This is a genomic window from Synechococcus sp. CS-1326, assembly GCF_025128115.1.
Classification (GTDB): domain Bacteria; phylum Cyanobacteriota; class Cyanobacteriia; order PCC-6307; family Cyanobiaceae; genus Regnicoccus.
Genome location: NZ_JAHLYV010000033.1, coordinates 113,717 through 132,502, shown reverse-complemented (window position 1 = coordinate 132,502; position 18,786 = coordinate 113,717). Strand labels below are relative to the sequence as shown.

Genomic DNA, 18,786 nt, shown 5'->3' with positions numbered 1-18,786 from the left:
AATCTGAATCGATTCCCGACTCTATGCAGCCTGGCTCCCTTTGCCACCAGCCAGGGCCCGCTCCGCCAGCTCCGCCTTGACGGCAAAGGTGCGATGGAACTTTTCGCTCAGGCTGATCCAGTAGGAGCGTCCCTCACTCTGGCGGCGACGTTCGATGAAGTTCTGGGCCAGCAATTCCTTGATGTGGTCATAGGCCCCGGAGCCGCGCAGCTCAACGAGCTCCGACTGAAGCAGGCGTTTCTTCAGGGCGATGGTGGCCAGGGTGCGCAGGGTGGCGGTGGAAAGTTCAACCGGCAGCAGGTTCTGCACGAGATCGCCGAGGCTCTCACGCAGCTGCAGGCTGTAGCGCAGACCGTCCTGACGAATTTCCAGGGCCGTGTCGCGGTGCGCGTAGTCGGCCATCAGGGTGATCAGAGCCAGTTCCACGTCTTCTCGGCCGACCTGCCCTGGTTGATCGCGGGCGGCGATCTCGGTCAGTTCGCCCAGATCCAGCGGCCGACCCTTGAGATAGAGGATCGCCTCCAGCCGCGCCGCGAGGGAAACGCTGCCGCCCGACGTTCCAGCGCCGGTTCGATCGGGCCAGGAGGGCGGCTCAGGCGAGGCGGGAGCAGGAGCATGGCTCGACATGGCCGGTGACCCCATGGCTTCCCGGCAAGGTACCGCAGCCGTTCCGGCTCAGGCCAGAGCGGGCAGTGGGCTGTGGGCCGCCCCGAGGAACAGCCGGTAGGCGGGGTTGGCGGATTCATCCCAGTGGCGATAGCCCAGGCCGTCGAGAAAGTCCTGCCAGGCCTGGCGATCCTCGGCCGCGACCTGCACCCCGACCACGATCCGCCCCACGTCACCACCCTGGTTGCGGTAGTGGAAGATGCTGATCGTCCAGTTGGGATGCAGGGCGGTCAGGAAGGTCATCAGGGCGCCGGGTCGTTCTGGAAACTCGAAGCGATAGAGCAACTCCAGGCCGCTGCCGGTCTTCTGCGGTGCCGCGCCAAGGGGCAGCCGGCCCCCCACCATGTGGCGCAGGTGGAGCTTGGCCAGTTCGTTGCCGCTGAGGTCGAGGCAGGGAAAACCCGCGGCCCTGAGCTGCTCGATCAGGCTTTCCGTGTCGTCGCGACCACTGATCTGCACCCCTAAAAAGATATGGGCCACGTTGGGGTCGGCCATCCGGTAGCTGAACTCGGTGAGGCTGCGCTGGCCCAGCTGCTCGCAGAGCCGGCGCAGGCTGCCGGTGCGCTCGGGAATCTCCACGGCGAGCATCGCTTCGCGCTCCTCGCCCAGTTCGGCCCGTTCAGCCACGAACCGCAGACGGGCGAAGTTCATGTTGGCGCCGCAGGCCACCGCCACCAGGGTGCGCCCCTTCAGGCCGCGCCGCTGCACGTCGACTTTCATTCCGGCCACAGCGAGGGCACCGGCCGGCTCCAGGATCGAACGGGTGTCCTCGAAAACGTCCTTGATCGCCGCGCAGATCTCATCGGTGCCCACGGTCACCATGGCATCGACATAGCGCTGGGCCAGGGCGAACGTGTGCACCCCCACCTGGCGGACGGCCACGCCATCGGCGAACAATCCCACTTCCGGCAGGCTGACCCGCTCCCCCGCAGCCAGGGAGCGGGTCATCGCGTCAGCGTCCACCGGCTCCACCCCGATGATCTCCACCTCGGGCCAGACATTCTTGACGTAGGCGGCGATGCCGGCGATCAGACCGCCACCACCGACGGCCACATAGATCGCGTCAGGCGGCGGCGAGGCCTGGCGCAGGATCTCCAGACCGATCGTGCCCTGGCCGGCGATCACGTCCGGATCGTCGAAGGGGTGGATGAAGGTCATGCCGCCGCTGGCTTCAAGGCGGCGGGCCTCGTCGTGGGCCTCGTCATAGGTGTCACCGTGCAGCACCACCTCGGCGCCGCGGGCCGCCACGGCCCGCACCTTCATCTCCGGGGTGGTGAGTGGCATCACGATCACCGCCCGGCAGCCGAGCTTGCCGGCGGCCAGGGCAACGCCCTGGGCATGGTTGCCGGCACTGGCAGCGATCACGCCCCGGGCCAGTTCGGCGGGCGAGAGCTGCACCATGCGGTTGTAGGCCCCCCGCAGCTTGAACGAGAACACCGACTGCAGATCCTCCCGTTTGAGCAACACAGAGTTGCCCAGACGCTGCGAGAGGTTGGGGGCGAGTTCAAGCGGCGACTCGATCGCCACGTCGTAGACCCTGGCCCGCAGGATGCGCTGCAGATAATCGTCCATCGGATCAGTGTGGCAACAGGTGCAGCGGCTCAGTCTTGGCCGGGCCCGCACCTTTTGATGGAAGCCGTAGATTGATCATCAAAGAACGGGGAGGGGCATGCACCTCAGTGAGCTGAGCCATCCCAACCAATTGCATGGCTTGAGCATCGGCGAACTCGAGGTCGTCGCCCGCGAGATCCGTGAAAAGCATCTGGAGGTGGTTTCCACCAGTGGCGGTCACCTGGGTCCGGGTCTGGGGGTGGTGGAGCTCACCCTGGCTCTCTATCAGACCCTCGACCTCGACACCGACCGGGTTGTCTGGGACGTCGGCCATCAGGCCTACCCCCACAAGCTGATCACCGGCCGCTACAGCCAGTTCCATACGCTTCGTCAGCAGGGCGGGGTGGCTGGTTACCTGAAGCGCAGCGAGAGCCGCTTCGACCATTTCGGCGCCGGCCATGCCTCCACCAGCATTTCGGCGGCCCTCGGCATGGCTCTGGCCCGCGACCGCCGCGGTGAAGACTTCCGCTGCGTGGCGGTGATCGGCGACGGTGCCCTCACCGGTGGAATGGCCCTGGAGGCGATCAATCACGCCGGCCACCTGCCGAAAACCCGCTTGCTGGTGGTGTTGAACGACAACGACATGTCGATCTCACCCCCTGTGGGAGCCCTGTCCACCTACCTCAACCGCATGCGGTTGAGCCCCCCCCTCCAGTTCCTCTCCGGCAGTGCCGAAGAGGCCGTCAAGCATCTGCCATTCCTGCACGGTGAGCTTCCGGCGGAACTCAAAACCCTCAAGGAGAGCATGAAACGTCTCTCGGTGCCCAAGGTGGGTGCGGTGTTCGAGGAGCTGGGCTTCACGTACATGGGTCCGGTGGACGGCCATGACATCGCCGACATGGTGCGCATCTTCCAGGCGGCCCATCGCTGTGAGGGCCCTGTGCTCGTGCATGTGGCCACCACAAAGGGTAAGGGTTATCCCTATGCCGAAGCGGATCAGGTGGGTTACCACGCCCAGTCGGCCTTTGACCTCAAGACCGGCAAGGCCTTCCCCTCCAGCAAGCCGAAACCACCCAGTTACAGCAAGGTGTTCGGCCAGACCCTGGTGAAGCTCTGTGAGCACGATCCCACCGTGGTCGGGATCACGGCGGCCATGGCCACCGGCACCGGCCTGGATCTGCTCGAAAAGGCCCTGCCGCACCAGTATTTCGATGTGGGCATCGCTGAGCAGCACGCCGTCACGATGGCGGCGGGCATGGCCACGGCTGGGCTCAAGCCTGTGGTGGCGATCTACAGCACCTTTCTGCAGCGTGCCTTCGATCAGCTCATTCACGATGTGGGCATCCAGAATCTTGCCGTCACCTTCGTGCTTGACCGGGCCGGCATCGTCGGTGCCGATGGCCCCACCCACCAGGGCCAGTACGACATCAGCTACCTCAGGGCCATTCCCAATTTCACGGTGATGGCTCCCAAGGACGAGGCCGAGCTCCAGAGGATGCTGGTCACCTCGATCGGCCACAGCGGACCTTGTGCGATTCGTTTCCCCCGTGGCGAAGGCGAAGGCGTGCCCCTGGCCGAGGAAGGCTGGGAACCTCTTGAGATCGGTCGGGGAGAGCAGCTCGCCGACGGCGATGACGTGTTGATCGTGGCCTATGGGGCCATGGTGTCTCCGGCGATGGCCACGGCCGGCCTGCTGCAGGAAGAGGGTGTCAGGGCGGCGGTGGTGAACGCCCGCTTCCTGCGGCCACTGGATGAGTCACTGATCGTGCCCCTGGCCCGTCGCATCGGTCGGGTGGTGACGATGGAAGAGGGTGCCCTGCCGGGCGGCTTCGGCTCTGCTGTTGTCGAAGCCCTCAATGACCACGATGTTCTTGTTCCGGTGCTGCGGATCGGCATTCCCGATCAACTGGTGGATCACGCCAGCCCTGCCCAGAGCAAGCTCTCCCTGGCTCTCACCCCTGGTCAGATGGCAGACCGCATCCGTCAGCGTTTTGCCCTTGGCCTCCAGCGCCAGCCGCTGGTCGTCTGATCGGCGCCTGGTGGGATTCGACCCACAGAGCAACCGCCCATAAAAATGGACCGAGGCGCGTGCCCCGGTCCAGTCCAACAGGTTGCGGAGATTCAGAGCACGCCGCGGGAGGCGAGGCCCTGGATGGCACCGATGCCGAAAATGTGACCAAGGCTGGTGGTGCCCAGCACCGCGCCGATGCCGAAGCCCCCGAAGAAGGAAGGATTGGGCATGGCGGCACCCTCGGATGGGTATTTGATGGTGGCCTTACCGATCGCGATGGCAATCACGTTGCAGACGATCATCACCAGGGCCACCTTCGGTGACCAGGCGATCGTGGCGGGGGCCAGAGCCAGAAGCGGAGCGATCATCATGGATCAGTAACCAACGACCCATCTTCCGGGGGAACATCCCTGCCATCACCACTCCTTAAGACTTGTTCACCGGAGGGCCGGCTTGCTCATCGGGCGCTGAGGGCGTTGCGACGCAGCTCCGCCACCACACCATTGCGCTTGAGTTCGCTGATGCGCAGATCGATCCGCTCAACGATCCCCTCCGGCAGCTCTGGCGCCAGGGCGAACGCCTGGGATTCGGTTCTGATGCCGCGCAGTACCCGATCGAGGCGGGCACCCGCCAACTGGCCGCTGAGGTACTCCAGCTGGAGTTCGTCGGCCAGCATCGCGTCGGCCTGATCGTTGAGCAGCAGGCGCCCCCCCTGCTCGATCGTCTGGAGGGGGAGGATTCGCACCGGTGGGCTGGCGCCTGCCCGGTTGAGCTTCTTGAGCAGTTCCTCGCTGACGCTGCCTCGTCTGGCCGCCACCCGCAGGCCGGCGAGATCGTCAATGGAGCGGATCGCCTCCTTGCCGCCGAACTGGGGCTGCCGCACCACATTGAGGGTCACGAAGCTGACCAACAGCGATGCCGAGACAATGCGGATCAGGTAACTCACCAGCACCAGGCTGTGGCCGCGGGTGGTCTGGGCGACGGTATTGGTGCCAGGCCCGGTCGCCAGGATCTGGAACAGCCTGGCGAACGAACGCCGTTGCCCGTCGCGTTCGGTGCTGGGCTGGCGGCCAAGGCCTTCGATTCGCCAGAGGGCGATGCTCACCACAGCTGTTGCCGCCAGGAAGCCGCCAAGCAGGCGAAGCAGATCGGGGCTGAACAGGGAGAGCAGGATGGCGCGGCCCACGTCGATCCGGCTGCGCTGCACCAGCACGGCCTGACCACCTTCCTGGAAGGGGAGCGTGAAGCGAACCCGCTGCAACCGCTCCGGCGAAACGTTCAGGCAGCCGACGGCAAGGTCGATCTCTCCGCTCTGCACAGCCTGAAGCAGGGCCCTGGTGTCCGGCTGGGCCTTGATCACATAGGGCAGGGCTTCCTCGGTGGCGATCCGGCTCCACAGATCCACCGCCAGGCCACGCCAGATGCCCCCCTCCCGAAAGCTGCAGGGCTGGGATCCATCGGTCACCCCCACCCGCAGCACAGGCAGGGATTCGGCCTGGGCAGGCAAGCCCATCGCCGCCATGGCCACGCTGAGCAGGAGATGGCTCAGCAGCGAGCGCAGAAAGAGGCTCATCGGCTCAGGGGTCCGGCTGGTCGGGAATGTCGGCGCCGTGGCCTGGGGGCTGACGGAAGCCGAGCAGGATCATCAGGTTGCCGATGGTCAGGAACGCTTCGGCGCCACCATGGAGGCCATCCACATCGGCGAGTTGTCGGCCGAACTGCTGCTGGGCGATCACCGCCGCCACGATCGTGACGGCGACGAACACCAAGGTGAACTGGAACCCCCGCAGGGCGAGCTTGGGCATCCGCCCGCTGCGGCCGGCCCAGCGCAGAAAGGCCAGGTAGGGCAGCAGCGAAAGCACGAACAACGGACCGGGGTCCAGGGTGGCCAGAGGCTCCAGCAGCCAACCACCGGTGCTGGCGATGATCCCGCTCATGCTCCTTTCTCCCCCTCTGCCGGCAGCAGATTCCAGGCGGCGGCGGCCAGGGCGCCGTTGCCGATCAGGGTGGTGAACGCCTGCAGCACCACCAGCCCCTTGAGCTGATCAGGGTTGTCGAACAGATGCCAGGTGCAGGCAGCCATCGCGCTGATCAGGGCAGGCAGCATCGCCAGGGCGATCCAGCGCCATTCCCTCTCCCGTTGCCGCTCCCCCCAGTGCACCACTGCCACGATCGCCAGGCTCCACTCGATCACCGAAGCGATGTGGATCCACCAGGTGGGCAGAGAGAGGGCGTGCATGGCTGGCGGTGCCCTGGGTGATCCGTAATGTACGGAGCCTGGGCCGGCAGCGCTGCCACTCCCCCCTCCTATGCAGCCCCTGCTCTGCGGCTACTACGGCGAGCACAACCTTGGCGATGACGCCCTGCTCGAGGCGCTGCTGCTGCAGTTGCCCGAGGGTGTCGATCCCCTGGTCACGGCTCATGACCAGGCCGAAGTGGAGCAGCGCTTCGGTGTCAGCACCTGTCCGCGGCGCCGGCTCAAGACGGTGTTGCAGGCCCTGGCCGGCTGCGATGCCCTGGTGCTCGGCGGAGGCAGCCTGCTGCAGGACGCCACCAGCTTCCGAAGCCTGCTGTACTACGCCGCCCTGATCGTGAGCGCAGGTCTGCAGGGCAAGCCAGTGCTGCTCTGGGGACAGGGTCTGGGCCCGTTGCAGCGCCGCTCCAGCCGCTGGCTCGTCTCGCGTCTGTTGCCCGTAGCGCGAGCGATCAGTTGGCGGGATCCACAGTCGGCTGCACTGGCGGCAGGTTGGGGCACCGAGGCACCGGTCGGAAGCGATCCGGTCTGGTCACTACCGCCAATGGCCTGGCAGGGGTCTGGAGGGGCGATCGTGCTGTGCTGGCGCTCCAGTTCCCTGTTGAAGCCGGCCGGTTGGAGGTTGCTGCTGGCCGCCATCGATGGGCTGGCCTCTCGCCTCGATCGCCCCGTGCTCTGGCTGCCGTTCCATCGCGAGCAGGACCATGGACTGCTTGCTGAGCTGATCCAGCAGGGGCTGCTGCCGCCATCGCTGGTCGCCCGCAGCCAGGAATGGCCGGTTGAGCGCCCTGAGCAGGCGATGGCCTGCTTTGCCAGGGCAGGGCTGGTGGTGGCGATGCGCCTGCATGGATTGATCCTGGCGGCCCTCTCCGGGGCTCCCTGTGCGGCCCTGAGCTACGACCCCAAGGTGAGTGTTGCCGCGCAATCGATCGGCTGCCCCTGCACAGATCTGGATGGGATCGAACGCCAGTGGCCTGATGCGGCCGATCTGGCGGCAAACTGGCACGATGCCGTCGATCGTCCGCCTCAGGCTGGAAGGATCGAGAAGATCCGTCAGCAGACCCAGGTGCACCGTGCCTTGCTGCAGACCCACCTCAGCTGACCACAACGCACCGACGGTGCTGCCTGCAAACCGATGAATCGCGTCAAGCTACAGATCCTGCTCAGCGTGCTGATCCCACTCGGAGCGATCGCCTGGTGGCTGGCCAGCCTGGGATTCTTCGATTCGCCTTAGCGGTTGTGAGTGGCCAACTGTTCAGTTGCTGGAAACATCGGCCATGGCAACGGGAATGCGGGGCACCGGGAAGCCGTTGCTGCCGAGCACCTCGACGATCATGCGGTTGGTGTCGAAATAAACCTGCCAGTAGTGGTCGGTGTGGGTGTACGGCCGCACGGCAAGTTTCGGGCCCCGTTCGGTGAATTCGAGCACTTCCACATCCCCGGTCATGCCCTCGTATTGATTCGGAATCCGCTGGAGGCCCTCCTTCAGCAGTGCCACAGCCCGCCCCACATCAGCGCTGTTGTCGAGCTGGGCGACAAGTTCGACCCGACGAAAGGGGTGAACGGAGTAATTCTGAATCGTTTCGCTGAAGGAGACCTCGAAAAATCCCCAATCACACTAAGAAGGCAACGCGAGAAGCATTGCAGGCACTTACTCACTCCTGCTGGCAAGGGCAAGTTGGGCAATTTTTCGAGGTGCCCTGAAGAGCTTTCCGTTCGGAATGATGTTGCGGACGTTGTCCGGGGCGAGAACGGAGCTCACAAACATGCCGATCTCCTCCACGGTGCCGGTCACCCCTGCGGCCGTGATGAAGTCCCCCACACTGAACGGCCTGAACACCTGCAGGAAGACGCCTGCGGCGAAGTTGCCGAGCATGCCGCTCCAGGCCGCGCCGATCGCCACACCGGCACCGGCCAGGAGTGCGGCGAAGCTGGCCGTTTCGATCCCGAAGAAACCGAGGATCGCCACCACCAGGATCACCCGCAACACCGCCGCGAGGATGTTGAGCAGATAGGAAACCACCGTGGCATCGAGGCTGCTGTGGCGCAGGGAGCTGCGTAGCAGACGCACGGCCAGGGAGATCAGCCAGCCACCCGCAATCCAGAGGGCGACAGCCCCGACGAGCTTGAACAGAAACGGAACGACGATGCTGGTGATCAGCGCGATGCTGGTGGGCACAAAAAACAAACCAGAAACTGCTGACACCCTGAAGGGTGCCAGGGGCAGGAGTCAACGAAATGTCGAGGTCTGTTGATGGTTCCCTGAAGGGCCCTGGCGGTCTGCCGACCCCCCGCTCAGCTGCTCTGGGACGGCTGCTGGAGGCTTTGCTGCCGCTTGAGCTCGCTCAGCAGCTCCTGGCTGTGGCCGTTGGGGCGCACTGCCACCCATCGGGCCCGCAGGATTCCATCGGGATCGATCAGAAAGCTGTGGCGCTGGGAGTAGGGCGGCAGCCAGGAGCCGTAGCGCTGGCTCACCGTCCCGTCGGGGTCGGAAAGGAGTGGATAGCTCAGACCTTCACTGTCGCAGAAGGAGGCATGGTCGCTGAGATCATCGGCGCTGATCCCGACCACGTCAGCGTTGAGGGCATGAAAGCGGGCCAGGTCGTTCTGGAAACCGCGTGCCTCGATCGTGCAGCCGCCGGTGAAATCCTTGGGGTAGAAGTAAAGTGCCAGCCAGCGACCCCGGAAGTCGGCGAGCGCAAGCTCTTTCGGGGCGTCTGCACCGGCTGTGAAGGCAGGCAGAAGAAAATCCGGGGCCGGTTGCTCCAGCTCTGGCAAAACCCCTCCGATGGCCAGGGCCTCAGAAGGTCGCCATATGACAGCAGCCACGAGAACCGTGGCACCTGTCAGCAGCGAACGACGATTCACGGCTACAGAAACGGCCGGATCAGATCTTGGCGAGGTTGATGCCCAGTTCGCGGGCGTAGGCGCCAAGACCTTTCTTCTGGATGGTGCGAAGCGTGCTGGTGGCCACACGCAGCTTCAGCCAGCGGTTGCCTTCGGCCCACCACAGGCGCCGCTCCTGCAGGTTCACCTGCTGGAGCTTTTTGGTGCGCACGTGGGAATGGCTGACGGCCATGCCGTTGTTGGCACGCTTACCGGTGAGTTGGCAGACCCGGGACATGACGTTCAGCCGTTGAAAATGACAAACGGGCTGAGCCCGAGGTAACGAACTTAGCAAACCGGAGGCGGGGCCTCAAAGCCCCCGCGCCATCAGCCGTCCCATCAGGTCGGAGCTGCGCTGCTGGAAGCCGGCCAGCTCACTGGGCTCCAGGCCCCCCACCGAGAGGCGGGCCAGCTCGTAGATGTGACGACCGAGGTCGTCGGCCAGCTGCTGGCTGGGGGAGCTGCCGGCCCCCGTGATCACCGAGCCGGCGGAGAGCTTCAGCAGGCCCTCAACCAGGGGATGGCGGCGGTTGATCAGCAGCACGTGGTGATCGGGCAGGCCAGGAAGCCGTTGCTCCATCAGCGCGCCCATGTCGTTGATGCGTCGCATCTGCTCCGGCAGCAGGATCAGCGCGGCCGGCGCGACATCCCCTTTGAGGGCCTGCACCTGGATGGTCACCTTGTCGTTGGCGAGGGCTGCTTTGAACAGGCTTCGCAACTGCTCGGAGCTGTCCTTCCCCTGAGCATCGATCAGCTCGCTCTCCTTCTCCTGGAGGCTGTCGTCGAGTTCGGCATCGACGCGGCGGAAGGTGAGCTCCTCGTGGCGCGCTTCCAGCCAGGGAATGAACTGGGCATCGATCAGCGAATCGGCCAGCAGCACCTCGGCGCCCTGGCCCCGCCAGAGCGAGAGAGCGCCAGCCTGACCAGCCTCATCGGTGCAATAAAGAATGCGCTTGTCGTTTTCGGCCGCCAGGCGATTGCGGTAGGCGGAGAGGGTGGTGAAGGTTTTCCCCTCAACGGCGATCGGCTCGGGCTCGGCGGCTGCGGCTGTGGTGCCGAACAGCACCAGATCGGCCACCTGCTCGGCGAACTTGTCATCTTCCATGGCGCCGATCTTGATGAAGGGGGCGATCCCCTCCCAGATCTCGGCATACCGTTGGGGGTCGTCTTTCTGGAGCTGCTTGAGCCGATCCCCCACCTTCTTGGCCACGAAGCCACCGATCGAGCGCACGCGCCGGTCGGTCTGGAGGGCTGAGCGGCTCACGTTGAGGGGGATATCGGGGGAGTCGATCACGCCACGCAGGGGCAGCAGGTAGCGGGGCACCACCTCCTTGATCGAATCAGAAACGAACACCTGATTGCAATAGAGGCGGATCTCGCCCTTCTCCCAGTCGCCCCGGCCGGTGAGCCTGGGGAAGTAGAGGATGCCCTGCAGGGTGTAGGGGTAGTCGGTGTTGAGGTGCACCCAGAGCAGCGGATCACCCTGGAACGGGTAGAGATAGCGGTAGAGCTCGATGTAGTCGTTGTCGGTGAGATCGCGGGCACTCTGGCGCCAGGGTGCCTGGCGTTTGTTCACCGTTTCGCCTTCCAGCTGCACGTCCACCGGCAGGAAGTCGCAGTAGGTGGTGATCAGCGAGCGGATGCGGGAGGGCTCGATATATTCCAGTTCCTCCTCCTGCAGGTGCAGGATCACATCGGTGCCGGGCTCGGCGCGCTCGCCCGATTCGAGGCTGAAGTTGGGGGAGCCGTCGCAGCTCCAGCGCACGGCCTCGGAGCCGGCGCGGGCACTGAGACTCACCAGCTCAACCTTGGCTGCCACCATGAAGCTGGAGTAGAAGCCAAGACCGAAGTGGCCGATGATGGCATCGTCTTCGCGTTTGTATTTCTCCAGAAATTCTTCAGCGCTGGAGAAGGCCACCTGGTTGATGTAGCGCTTCACTTCATCGGCCGTCATGCCGATGCCGTTGTCGCTGATGGTGAGCGTTTTTGCTTCCCTGTTGATGCGGATCTGAATCCTGCCTTCCTCACCCTCGCTGCAATCACCCGCCATCGCGGCCATGCGGCGCTTGCTGATCGCATCGACACCGTTGCTGACCAGCTCCCGCAGAAACACCTCATGGCCGGAATACACGGCCTTCTTGATGATCGGAAAAATATTTTCGGTGTGGATCTGAATCTGGCCTTGTTCCAGCACCGTCATGGCAAATGAAGGATGAATCTTGTCTTGCTGACCTTAGTGAAAGGCTGTGGAGCTGATCAAGGGCTCCGGAGGAGGGGTGACCGAACCACGGGCGCGCTGGCCTGAGCCAGGCTCGCTTCAGAGGCTGCTGCTGAGCAGCATCGGCCCGGTGGGCGAACGGCCGATCGGATCGGTTTCCAGGCTCACGCTCACGCTGGTGGCCAGGCTGGTGGGCATCGGTGGGATCAACATCGCCACATGGCCCTGCTCCGTGGGCACGAAGGAGACGCAGCCCATCAGCTCGCCATCAACCCTGGCCCAGAGTCGATAGAAGTGTCGGGGTGGGGCTGGCGGCAGATTGTTCAACATCAGCACGTTGTGGGTCGGGTTGCCCGTCACCATCACCTCCCCGTTCGTCGGGAGGCCGGCGGTGGTGGTTTCCAGCGGCAGGCGCCTCGGCGCGGTGGCGCTGCTTGGCCAGGCTGAGCGGATCTCACCTTGAGCCTGGCTGCTGAGTTGGTTCTGAAGCTGGGCAAGTTGCCGGCTGGTCTGCTGCTGCACGAGGCCAAGGCCGATCACGGCGACGCCCAGCAGGGCTGTGATCCCCCAGACGAAGGGCCTGGCCGGGCTTGGCTGCTGACCCCGCTGCTCCAGCAGCCGGTGGCGGAGGCGCAGCGGTGGCGTCGCCGCCGGCAAGGCCAGGGGGAGCAGTTCCAGGGTGGTCTGGAATTCGCCGAGGCGATCGCGCAACTCAGGCCTGCGAAGCAGCAATGACGAGAGCTGCTCCCGTTCGGCTGCATCCAGGTCACCGAGGGCATGGCCAGCCAGCAGGGCGTCGCTTGAGCTCTCCGGGTTGCTGTCGTGGGGGTGGGGGTTCATGGGGTGCTCCGGAAATCGATCAGCAGCTCCCGCAGGCGGATCAGGCCCTGTCGGGAGCGGGTCTTGACGGTGCCGAGGGGCTGTTGCAACCGCTCGGCGATGGCCGACTGGCTCAGGCCTTCGTAGTAAGCCATCTCCAGCACCTCGCGTTGATTGGTCGGAATCGCCGCGAGAGCCGTGCGAACCCTGCCGGCCAGATCTTCGGCCTCGGCACTGGCCTGGGGGCCGGGCCCAGCACGGGGGAACAACTGCTGTGACCAGCGTTGCAGCAGCTGCCAGCGGTTCTTGCGCTGGTTGATCCGGTTGATGGCCATCGAGCGGGTCAACAACAACAGATAGGCCAGCACCGGTCCGCGGGAAGGTTCGTAGCGGTCCTGTTGCCAGTAGCGCAGAAAGACGTCGTGACAGAGGTCTTCCGCCTCCTGGCTGGAGCAGCAAAGCCGCAGGGCCAGGCGATACACCGGCCCTGAGCAGGCGTCATAGAGGCCGGCCAGATCGTCGTGGGGTGGCTGGTGTGCCATCAGCGCCTTGTCCAACGCTGCCCGGATCGGAGAATCAGCCATCGATGGTCGGAGTCCCATGCAGGCCGTCGCGGCGGCACCGTCAGGAGATGTACCGGCGAAGGACCGGATCGGATCGGTTGGCACGGTGGCTGATCAGGATCCCGGCCAGCAGGATCACCACCCCCGCCATGGTTGCCATGCCGAGGGGCTCCCCCAGCAGCAGAGCCGCGCTGGCGATCGCCACCACGAGCGTCAGGGAACCCCAGATCGACACGGTCGCCACGCTGCAGTGGCGATAGGCCAGCGCCAGGGCCCGGCTGCTCCCGAGCGAGAGGGTGAGGCCGTAGATCAGGATCACTCCCACGACCCAGCGCAGGTTGAGCAGGTGGAAGTGGCCGGGTCCGAACAGCACCAGAGCGATGATTCCGAACAGCAGCGCCGAGATCGTTGAGGGAATGCCCACCGTGACCACGGCCGGCCAGTGCCGGGTGGCGATGCTGCGACCGGTCACGGCGGTGGAGCTGAAGGCCAGTACTCCAACCAGGGCCCAGCCGTAGCCGCTCAGCTGATCGCCGTGTCCACCCGCCGCCGCCATCGCCGCCCCTGGCAGCAACAGCCCAGTGGCGATCAGGCTGAGACTGAGCCAGAAGCCCTGTGGCAGCCTTTCGCCCAGAAACTGGCGCGCCAGCAGGGCTGAGACCGGCAGAACCAGTGCAAACAGCAGGGTCTGGCTGATCACCGACAGGGATTCGAGGGCGAAGTAGTAGGCGATCGGGCCGATGAACAGCCCCAGCCCGGCATCGATGAACAGCAGCTTTCGATCCGCCACGTTCAACAGGGCCATCCCAGGCCCGATGGAGGCCCTTCCCGGGATCAGGGAGGCCAGTCCGATCACCAGCTGGGCCACGAAAAACACGTTGCAGAAGCTGATCGGGTTTTCACCGTTCACCGTATGGGCGGCTCCATAGGTCTGCAGGGCTTTGAGCACCGTTGCATCAAGTCCCTTGAGCAACACGTACAGGCCGAGGGGCAGAACGCTCCGCCAGGCCGGATCCTTGAGCACCAATCCGATCGGTTCGTTCATCGGTAGAGGGAATGTTCTCAGTCTGCATTCGTCATGACGGCTCTCAAGACAACCCTGATCAGCGCCCTGGCTCTGGCCATGATCGGCGGCTCCGCAGTTCCCGTTCAGGCCCAGAGCATGATGAAGGACGACAAGATGATGGCCCCGGCTGGTGCCACCGCCAAGCACAGCTTCCGCAAGGCCGAAGCGCCGGTCAGCGGCAGCTTCATGGTCAAGAAGGAAGGCGGCAAGCAGCTGCTGGTGCTCAGCAGTGATTTCAAGACCAATGACATGGCTCCCGACCTGAAGGTGATCTTCAGTCCGTCGGCCACCCCCCTGGCGAGCACCAAGGCCCCCGGCTATCCACTCAAGGCCGGCACCTACACGATTCTGGCCTCGCTGAAGTCTGCCGCCGGCGCCCAGAGCTATGTGATTCCTGCCTCGATCGACCTGGGCAAGCAGGGATCGGTGCTGATCTGGTGCAAGAAGTTCAACGCCACGATGGCCTGGGCCCCGCTGAAGCCCTGAGCCATGCAATCCGTCGACTGGCTCTGGCTGCTCCACCCGGCCCTGGCGGTGGTGCTGGTTTACCCCTTGCTGGGAATGGTGCTGCGCCTGGCACAGCAGACCCGGGACCGCCGCCTCACCCAGGCCAAGCATCCGCCCACGGTGGGCCGGGATCACGCCGATCTGGGCAAGTGGCTGGCGGCTGCGGTGGTGGCGATCGTGCTGCTCGCCGAAGCTGTGGTGATCGTCACCAAGCATCCCCTCTCCTCCTTCGAGGGGGGAGCTTCCAGGCTGGCGCTGCTTCTTTTGGTGCTGATCGGATCCGGGGTCGCCCTGGCGGCCCTCTGGAGGGTGAAGCGAGCCGCCTATCGGACCAGTTTTGCCCTGCTCTGCTGGGCAGGTGTGATCGGTCTTGGCCTGCAGCCGGAGGTGTTCCGGCTCAGCGACAACCCCTTTGATCCCGCCTTCTGGCAATCGCACTTCTGGGGCGGTATCGGCCTCGCCGGCCTGATGCTGTTCTCGGTGGCCTGCCGGCCCGAGATCCACAAGCACCTGCGCTGGCGCCGGCTGCATATCAGTGCCAACGTCCTGGCCGCCTTGATCTTCCTGGCCCAGGGGATCAGCGGCCCCAGGGATCTGCTGGAAATCCCGCTCAGCTGGCAGAAGGCCACGATCTACGCCTGCGATTTCCAGGCAAAAACGTGCCCAGCCCCGGCACCGGGAACCCCGCCCCCCTGATCTCCCTCGCACCTCAACGCCATGGTGCTGCTGCTGCTGGCCTTCCTGGCCGGGGGGCTGACCATTCTCAGTCCCTGCATTCTTCCGGTCCTGCCGTTCGTCTTCAGCCGCGCCGGCCAGCCATTTCTCCGCAGCGGCCTGCCCCTGCTGGCGGGGATGGCCATCAGTTTCACCGCCGTGGCTTTGCTGGCAGTGCTCGGTGGCAGCTGGGCTTTGCGCGCCAACCTGCTCGGCCGAACGGCGGCACTCGTGCTTCTGGGCTGCTTCGGACTGGCCCTGGTGGCGCCAAGATTTGCCGAGCGAATCTGTCAACCCTTGGTGCGTCTGGGGGGCCGGCTTGCGCTTCGCCAGGAGCGGCGGGACGGATCCGGCACGGGGCCTGCCGCTTCGGTTCTGCTGGGCGTGGCGACCGGCCTGCTCTGGGCGCCCTGCGCCGGGCCGATTCTTGGCCTGGTTCTAACCGGCGCGGCACTGCAGGGAGCCACCCCCCAGACGGTTCTGCTGTTACTGGCCTACGCCCTTGGAGCCGTCACCTCCCTGGCGCTTGTCCTGCTGGCCGGCGGTCGTCTCGCTCTGGCCTTCAAGGGGGCCGTGCCTGCTGCCGTCTGGTGGCGCCGTGGCCTTGGTGGCGCCGTTTTGCTCAGCGTGGGGGCCATCGCCCTGGGGCTTGATCAGGCCTCCCTGGCCCGGTTCGCCCTGGCGGATACCAACGCCCTGGAGAAAACCCTGCTCCGGCATGGGCCAACCAGGCCACCGGGGGGTTCGGCTGTGATCGCAGCGAGCAACCTGCCTGTTCTGGGCACACTGCCCCCCTTCCCAAAGGGGGCGGTGTGGCTGCATTCTCCACCGCTCAGCCGTGATCAGCTCTGGGGCAAGGTGGTGCTGATTGATATCTGGACCTATTCCTGCATCAACTGCGTGCGCACTCTTCCCCATGTGCGGGCCTGGGCTCAGAAGTACAGGAACCACGGTCTGGTGGTGATCGGGGTGCATTCGCCGGAGTTTGCCTTCGAGCGTGACCTCGCCAATGTGCGCAAGGCCAGCGGCAGACTGGGGGTGACCTTCCCGGTGGTGATCGACAACGACTTCACGATCTGGAAGGCCTTCAACAACACCTACTGGCCGGCTTTTTACTTCATCGACCATCAGGGACGCATCCGCGCCAGCCACTTCGGAGAAGGTTCCTATGCCAAGTCGGAGCAGACGATTCAGCAGCTGCTGCGCGAAGCGGGCTTCCGCAATGTGCCCACCGGTCTGGTCAGGCCCTGAAGCACCATGAGCATCGCCCCGTTGCTTCCCCCGATCCTCCGGTCGATGGTCCGGCGGCATCGACTCAGTCTCGGAATCCAGCGCAGTCCGTGGAGGAGCCTCTGGCGCCAGCCGGTTTCGATGGCCTTACGGATGCCATGGCCGGTGTTCTTCCTCGCCATGACCTGCCTCTACATCGCCGAGGTGGTGATTTTTGCGCTGGCCTTTCAACTGGATGCCAGCCATCTCGATGGAGATGGGGCCATGGGCCTGCCTGCCAGCGCGGTGTTTTCGCTTCAGAACCTGTTCAGTGCCAGTTTTCAATCCGCCAGGGTCACCTCGATCTACACCCTGGCCCTGGCTGCGTTGCAGCGGATCGCCGGGTTGCTCACCAACGCCATGGTGACGGGACTGTTTTTTCTGCGCTTCACCAAGGTGGATGCCCCACTTCAGTTCAGCCGGAATCTGTGTCTGAGCTGGTTGCCGGGCGGCCATCTCAGCTGCCGTTTTGTGACCGCAGATCCCACCTATTGGTTGAAGGTTTCCTACGCGATGGTGTTGTTTCTCGATGAGGAAATAGAACCCGGAATCGTGCAGCGCCGCCTCCATCCGCTGCCCTTGCTCAACAGCAGCACACCACAGCTGCACCTCACCGCCGTGCTCAGCCACCCGCTCACGGTGGAAAGCCCGCTGGTTCGCTATGGAGTGGAGGCGATCCACCGCGCCAGCGGGGCGATTCTGGTGCTGGTGGAGGGAACCGATGAGGTAACCGGATCCCCCTTGCTGCAGCTTCACAACTACCGGATCGAGGACATTCTCGAAGGCCAGGTGTTCGCCGATCTGGTTTCAGAAGACGCCAGCGGGCTGCGCAGGGTGGATCTCGACGCCCTGCATCGCACCCGAGCGATCGCAACTTCTCAAGTCCCGGACGATCAGGAACCGTGAGCCGCAGCGGTGAGCAACACCGCTGCGGCTTCCCGGGCTTCTGTGGCGGCGCGGGGATCGCGCTCGAGGAACGACAGCACGAGTGCGCCTTCGAGCAGGAGATGCAGCTGACGGGCCAGACGAGAGGGATCAGCGATCCCGAGTTCGTTGCATTGCTCCTCCAACAGCGCTCGGCAACCTGCCTTGAACGTCTCCGCGGCCTGGCGGGGGCGATCGGTGGCCTCGGGGTACTCGCTGGCTGCCTTGATGAACAGACAACCGTGGAAATCGGGGGAGCGGACCCAGTCCGCCAGCCAGTCGAACACCGCCAGGATCCGGCCTTGGCTCCCTCCCGCGGCGTTCGCCAGCCGGGCGGTGAGCGCCGAGCTGATCTGTCCGGCCAGGCGCTCCAGCACGGCGGCGATCAGCTCCTCCTTTGAGCCGAACTGCTTGTAGAGCGTCATTTTGGCCACCCCGGCCTCGGCCAGCAGGGTGTCGATGCCCACGGCCCTGTAGCCCTGACGCGAGAAGAGATCCTGGGCCGTGCACAGCAGAGCCTCACGCTTGGCGGAAGCCCGGCTGGCGGTGGCGCTGGCGGTCATGGCGCTCCTGTCGTGAACGAAGCCTAGACAGTAGACAGAACAGTCTGCTGTCTATGAAGAGACAGACCGATCTGTCTGATTCCTGTCGTTCTGTGCGGTGGGCCCCCCTTTTCCTTTACGGGGGCTTCACCTGAGCCATTGCCCCCCTTCGCGCCTCACTGCCATGCTTCGTCTCCACGGCCACGAACTCTCCGGCAACAGCTACAAGGTGCGCCTGCTGCTCGAACTTCTCGGGGTTCCCTACGAATGGGTGCGCGTCGATCTGATGCAGGGCGAGCACAAGTCCGGACCCTTTCTCGCGCTGAACCCCTTCGGCCAGGTGCCCGTTCTGGAAAAGGACGACACCGTCCTTTCCGATGCCCAGGCGATCCTCTTCTACCTGGCGGCCCTCCAAGGCGACGGCCAATGGCTCCCCAGTGAGCCTCTTGCGCAGGCCAGGGTGGTGCGCTGGCTCTCCACGGCCGCCGGGGAGGTCAGACAGGGCCCCGAGAGCGCCCGTCTGCACCACCTCTTCGGGGTCACCAGCCTTCCGATCGAGCGCGCCAAGGAAAAGGCCGCCTTCATCCTCGACCAGCTGGAGCGCCACCTGAGCGATCGACTCTGGCTGGAGCTGGATCGCCCCACCATCGCCGACATCGCCGTTTTCCCCTACGTGGCCTTAGCGGGGGATGGGGGTATCGATCTGGCTCCCTATCCCAACGTTCGTGACTGGATCGGACGGATCAAAGCGTTGCCGGGCTACATCCCGATGGTGGGCCTGACGGCCTAAGCGGAG

At 64.9% G+C, this 18,786-nt stretch carries 22 protein-coding genes; 7 read left to right on the top strand and 15 right to left on the bottom strand.

The window, feature by feature from the left end; translation table 11 throughout:
* Positions 1-21: 21 nt before the first annotated feature.
* Positions 22-627, bottom strand: a complete 606-nt coding sequence (gene scpB, locus KQ307_RS13585) for an SMC-Scp complex subunit ScpB (protein ID WP_259703192.1) — start codon at positions 625-627, stop codon at positions 22-24.
* Between the two features lie 48 nt (positions 628-675).
* A complete protein-coding gene (ilvA, locus tag KQ307_RS13580; RefSeq protein ID WP_259728280.1) occupies positions 676-2,238 on the bottom strand; it encodes a threonine ammonia-lyase, biosynthetic in 1,563 nt (520 codons plus the stop codon).
* Between the two features lie 97 nt (positions 2,239-2,335).
* Here ilvA and dxs point away from each other — a divergent pair, with 97 nt between their 5' ends.
* Positions 2,336-4,246, top strand: a complete 1,911-nt coding sequence (gene dxs, locus KQ307_RS13575; RefSeq protein ID WP_259728279.1) for a 1-deoxy-D-xylulose-5-phosphate synthase — start codon at positions 2,336-2,338, stop codon at positions 4,244-4,246.
* A gap of 92 nt (positions 4,247-4,338) precedes the next feature.
* On the opposite strand, the gene psaK is transcribed toward dxs, so the two are convergent.
* The 4 genes from psaK to KQ307_RS13555 all read right to left on the bottom strand — a co-directional run bounded on the left by psaK (position 4,339) and on the right by KQ307_RS13555 (position 6,467).
* Positions 4,339-4,596 carry a photosystem I reaction center subunit PsaK gene (gene psaK, locus KQ307_RS13570; RefSeq protein WP_259703316.1) on the bottom strand — a complete coding sequence of 86 codons (258 nt, stop codon included), beginning with the start codon at positions 4,594-4,596 and terminating at the stop codon, positions 4,339-4,341.
* Between the two features lie 89 nt (positions 4,597-4,685).
* Positions 4,686-5,801 (bottom strand): ABC transporter substrate-binding protein, encoded by a 1,116-nt coding sequence (locus KQ307_RS13565; RefSeq protein WP_259728278.1) that lies wholly within the window; start codon positions 5,799-5,801, stop codon positions 4,686-4,688.
* A 4-nt stretch (positions 5,802-5,805) separates the two neighbouring features.
* Positions 5,806-6,165, bottom strand: coding sequence for a DUF3593 domain-containing protein (locus KQ307_RS13560; RefSeq protein WP_259728277.1), 360 nt, complete (start codon positions 6,163-6,165; stop codon positions 5,806-5,808).
* On the bottom strand, positions 6,162-6,467 hold the full coding sequence (locus KQ307_RS13555) for a DUF2499 domain-containing protein (protein ID WP_259728276.1): 306 nt from the start codon (positions 6,465-6,467) through the stop codon (positions 6,162-6,164). Before KQ307_RS13555 ends, KQ307_RS13560 begins: the two co-directional genes overlap by 4 nt.
* A gap of 70 nt (positions 6,468-6,537) precedes the next feature.
* Here KQ307_RS13555 and csaB point away from each other — a divergent pair, with 70 nt between their 5' ends.
* Positions 6,538-7,584, top strand: coding sequence for a polysaccharide pyruvyl transferase CsaB (gene csaB / locus KQ307_RS13550; protein ID WP_259728275.1), 1,047 nt, complete (start codon positions 6,538-6,540; stop codon positions 7,582-7,584).
* Positions 7,585-7,737: 153 nt separating this feature from the next.
* Here the strand turns inward: csaB and KQ307_RS13545 are convergent, their stop codons facing one another.
* The 8 genes from KQ307_RS13545 to KQ307_RS13510 all read right to left on the bottom strand — a co-directional run bounded on the left by KQ307_RS13545 (position 7,738) and on the right by KQ307_RS13510 (position 14,013).
* Positions 7,738-7,980 carry a hypothetical protein gene (locus tag KQ307_RS13545; protein WP_259728274.1) on the bottom strand — a complete coding sequence of 81 codons (243 nt, stop codon included), beginning with the start codon at positions 7,978-7,980 and terminating at the stop codon, positions 7,738-7,740.
* Between the two features lie 153 nt (positions 7,981-8,133).
* Positions 8,134-8,661: a mechanosensitive ion channel family protein gene (locus tag KQ307_RS13540; RefSeq protein WP_259728273.1), complete on the bottom strand. Its 528-nt coding sequence runs from the start codon at positions 8,659-8,661 to the stop codon at positions 8,134-8,136.
* A gap of 116 nt (positions 8,662-8,777) precedes the next feature.
* Entirely contained in the window at positions 8,778-9,350 is a 573-nt protein-coding gene (locus KQ307_RS13535) for a peroxiredoxin (RefSeq protein ID WP_259728272.1), read from the bottom strand.
* Positions 9,351-9,369: 19 nt separating this feature from the next.
* Positions 9,370-9,606 carry a 50S ribosomal protein L28 gene (rpmB, locus tag KQ307_RS13530; RefSeq protein WP_259703201.1) on the bottom strand — a complete coding sequence of 79 codons (237 nt, stop codon included), beginning with the start codon at positions 9,604-9,606 and terminating at the stop codon, positions 9,370-9,372.
* Positions 9,607-9,678: 72 nt separating this feature from the next.
* Positions 9,679-11,568 (bottom strand): molecular chaperone HtpG, encoded by a 1,890-nt coding sequence (htpG, locus tag KQ307_RS13525; RefSeq protein ID WP_259728271.1) that lies wholly within the window; start codon positions 11,566-11,568, stop codon positions 9,679-9,681.
* 117 nt (positions 11,569-11,685) lie between these two features.
* The gene (locus tag KQ307_RS13520; RefSeq protein ID WP_259728270.1) at positions 11,686-12,426 is read right to left on the bottom strand and encodes an anti-sigma factor; all 741 of its coding nucleotides are present in this window, start codon (positions 12,424-12,426) and stop codon (positions 11,686-11,688) included.
* Positions 12,423-12,947: a sigma-70 family RNA polymerase sigma factor gene (locus tag KQ307_RS13515; RefSeq protein WP_259728269.1), complete on the bottom strand. Its 525-nt coding sequence runs from the start codon at positions 12,945-12,947 to the stop codon at positions 12,423-12,425. Before KQ307_RS13515 ends, KQ307_RS13520 begins: the two co-directional genes overlap by 4 nt.
* 82 nt (positions 12,948-13,029) lie before the next feature.
* Positions 13,030-14,013, bottom strand: coding sequence for a DMT family transporter (locus KQ307_RS13510; protein ID WP_259728268.1), 984 nt, complete (start codon positions 14,011-14,013; stop codon positions 13,030-13,032).
* 33 nt (positions 14,014-14,046) lie between these two features.
* Here KQ307_RS13510 and KQ307_RS13505 point away from each other — a divergent pair, with 33 nt between their 5' ends.
* Genes KQ307_RS13505 through KQ307_RS13490 form a run of 4 tightly spaced genes read left to right on the top strand, consistent with a single transcriptional unit; the run spans position 14,047 to position 17,430 of the window.
* On the top strand, positions 14,047-14,520 hold the full coding sequence (locus KQ307_RS13505) for a DM13 domain-containing protein (RefSeq protein ID WP_259728267.1): 474 nt from the start codon (positions 14,047-14,049) through the stop codon (positions 14,518-14,520).
* A 3-nt stretch (positions 14,521-14,523) separates the two neighbouring features.
* Positions 14,524-15,237, top strand: a complete 714-nt coding sequence (locus KQ307_RS13500) for a DUF4079 domain-containing protein (protein WP_259728266.1) — start codon at positions 14,524-14,526, stop codon at positions 15,235-15,237.
* Positions 15,238-15,258: 21 nt separating this feature from the next.
* Positions 15,259-16,506 (top strand): cytochrome c biogenesis protein DipZ, encoded by a 1,248-nt coding sequence (locus KQ307_RS13495; protein WP_259728265.1) that lies wholly within the window; start codon positions 15,259-15,261, stop codon positions 16,504-16,506.
* 6 nt (positions 16,507-16,512) lie between these two features.
* Positions 16,513-17,430 carry a hypothetical protein gene (locus tag KQ307_RS13490; RefSeq protein ID WP_259728264.1) on the top strand — a complete coding sequence of 306 codons (918 nt, stop codon included), beginning with the start codon at positions 16,513-16,515 and terminating at the stop codon, positions 17,428-17,430.
* On the opposite strand, the gene KQ307_RS13485 is transcribed toward KQ307_RS13490, so the two are convergent.
* Positions 17,418-18,011 carry a TetR/AcrR family transcriptional regulator gene (locus KQ307_RS13485; protein ID WP_259728263.1) on the bottom strand — a complete coding sequence of 198 codons (594 nt, stop codon included), beginning with the start codon at positions 18,009-18,011 and terminating at the stop codon, positions 17,418-17,420. The two genes, KQ307_RS13490 and KQ307_RS13485, sit on opposite strands and share 13 nt — an antisense overlap.
* A 163-nt stretch (positions 18,012-18,174) precedes the next feature.
* On the opposite strand from KQ307_RS13485, the gene KQ307_RS13480 reads away from it, so the two are divergent.
* The gene (locus tag KQ307_RS13480) at positions 18,175-18,780 is read left to right on the top strand and encodes a glutathione S-transferase family protein (protein WP_259728262.1); all 606 of its coding nucleotides are present in this window, start codon (positions 18,175-18,177) and stop codon (positions 18,778-18,780) included.
* Positions 18,781-18,786 lie beyond the last annotated feature (6 nt).

Coding starts and splice junctions, on each gene's coding strand:
- KQ307_RS13520 (WP_259728270.1), bottom strand. CDS start 12,426: ATGAACCCCCACCCCCACGACAGCAACCCGGAGAGCTCAAGCGACGCC.
- htpG (WP_259728271.1), bottom strand. CDS start 11,568: ATGACGGTGCTGGAACAAGGCCAGATTCAGATCCACACCGAAAATATT.
- ilvA (WP_259728280.1), bottom strand. CDS start 2,238: ATGGACGATTATCTGCAGCGCATCCTGCGGGCCAGGGTCTACGACGTG.
- KQ307_RS13510 (WP_259728268.1), bottom strand. CDS start 14,013: ATGAACGAACCGATCGGATTGGTGCTCAAGGATCCGGCCTGGCGGAGC.
- csaB (WP_259728275.1), top strand. CDS start 6,538: ATGCAGCCCCTGCTCTGCGGCTACTACGGCGAGCACAACCTTGGCGAT.
- KQ307_RS13560 (WP_259728277.1), bottom strand. CDS start 6,165: ATGAGCGGGATCATCGCCAGCACCGGTGGTTGGCTGCTGGAGCCTCTG.
- psaK (WP_259703316.1), bottom strand. CDS start 4,596: ATGATCGCTCCGCTTCTGGCTCTGGCCCCCGCCACGATCGCCTGGTCA.
- rpmB (WP_259703201.1), bottom strand. CDS start 9,606: ATGTCCCGGGTCTGCCAACTCACCGGTAAGCGTGCCAACAACGGCATG.
- KQ307_RS13565 (WP_259728278.1), bottom strand. CDS start 5,801: ATGAGCCTCTTTCTGCGCTCGCTGCTGAGCCATCTCCTGCTCAGCGTG.
- KQ307_RS13495 (WP_259728265.1), top strand. CDS start 15,259: ATGGTGCTGCTGCTGCTGGCCTTCCTGGCCGGGGGGCTGACCATTCTC.
- KQ307_RS13500 (WP_259728266.1), top strand. CDS start 14,524: ATGCAATCCGTCGACTGGCTCTGGCTGCTCCACCCGGCCCTGGCGGTG.
- KQ307_RS13480 (WP_259728262.1), top strand. CDS start 18,175: ATGCTTCGTCTCCACGGCCACGAACTCTCCGGCAACAGCTACAAGGTG.
- scpB (WP_259703192.1), bottom strand. CDS start 627: ATGTCGAGCCATGCTCCTGCTCCCGCCTCGCCTGAGCCGCCCTCCTGG.
- KQ307_RS13490 (WP_259728264.1), top strand. CDS start 16,513: ATGAGCATCGCCCCGTTGCTTCCCCCGATCCTCCGGTCGATGGTCCGG.
- KQ307_RS13515 (WP_259728269.1), bottom strand. CDS start 12,947: ATGGCACACCAGCCACCCCACGACGATCTGGCCGGCCTCTATGACGCC.
- dxs (WP_259728279.1), top strand. CDS start 2,336: ATGCACCTCAGTGAGCTGAGCCATCCCAACCAATTGCATGGCTTGAGC.
- KQ307_RS13505 (WP_259728267.1), top strand. CDS start 14,047: ATGACGGCTCTCAAGACAACCCTGATCAGCGCCCTGGCTCTGGCCATG.
- KQ307_RS13555 (WP_259728276.1), bottom strand. CDS start 6,467: ATGCACGCCCTCTCTCTGCCCACCTGGTGGATCCACATCGCTTCGGTG.
- KQ307_RS13485 (WP_259728263.1), bottom strand. CDS start 18,011: ATGACCGCCAGCGCCACCGCCAGCCGGGCTTCCGCCAAGCGTGAGGCT.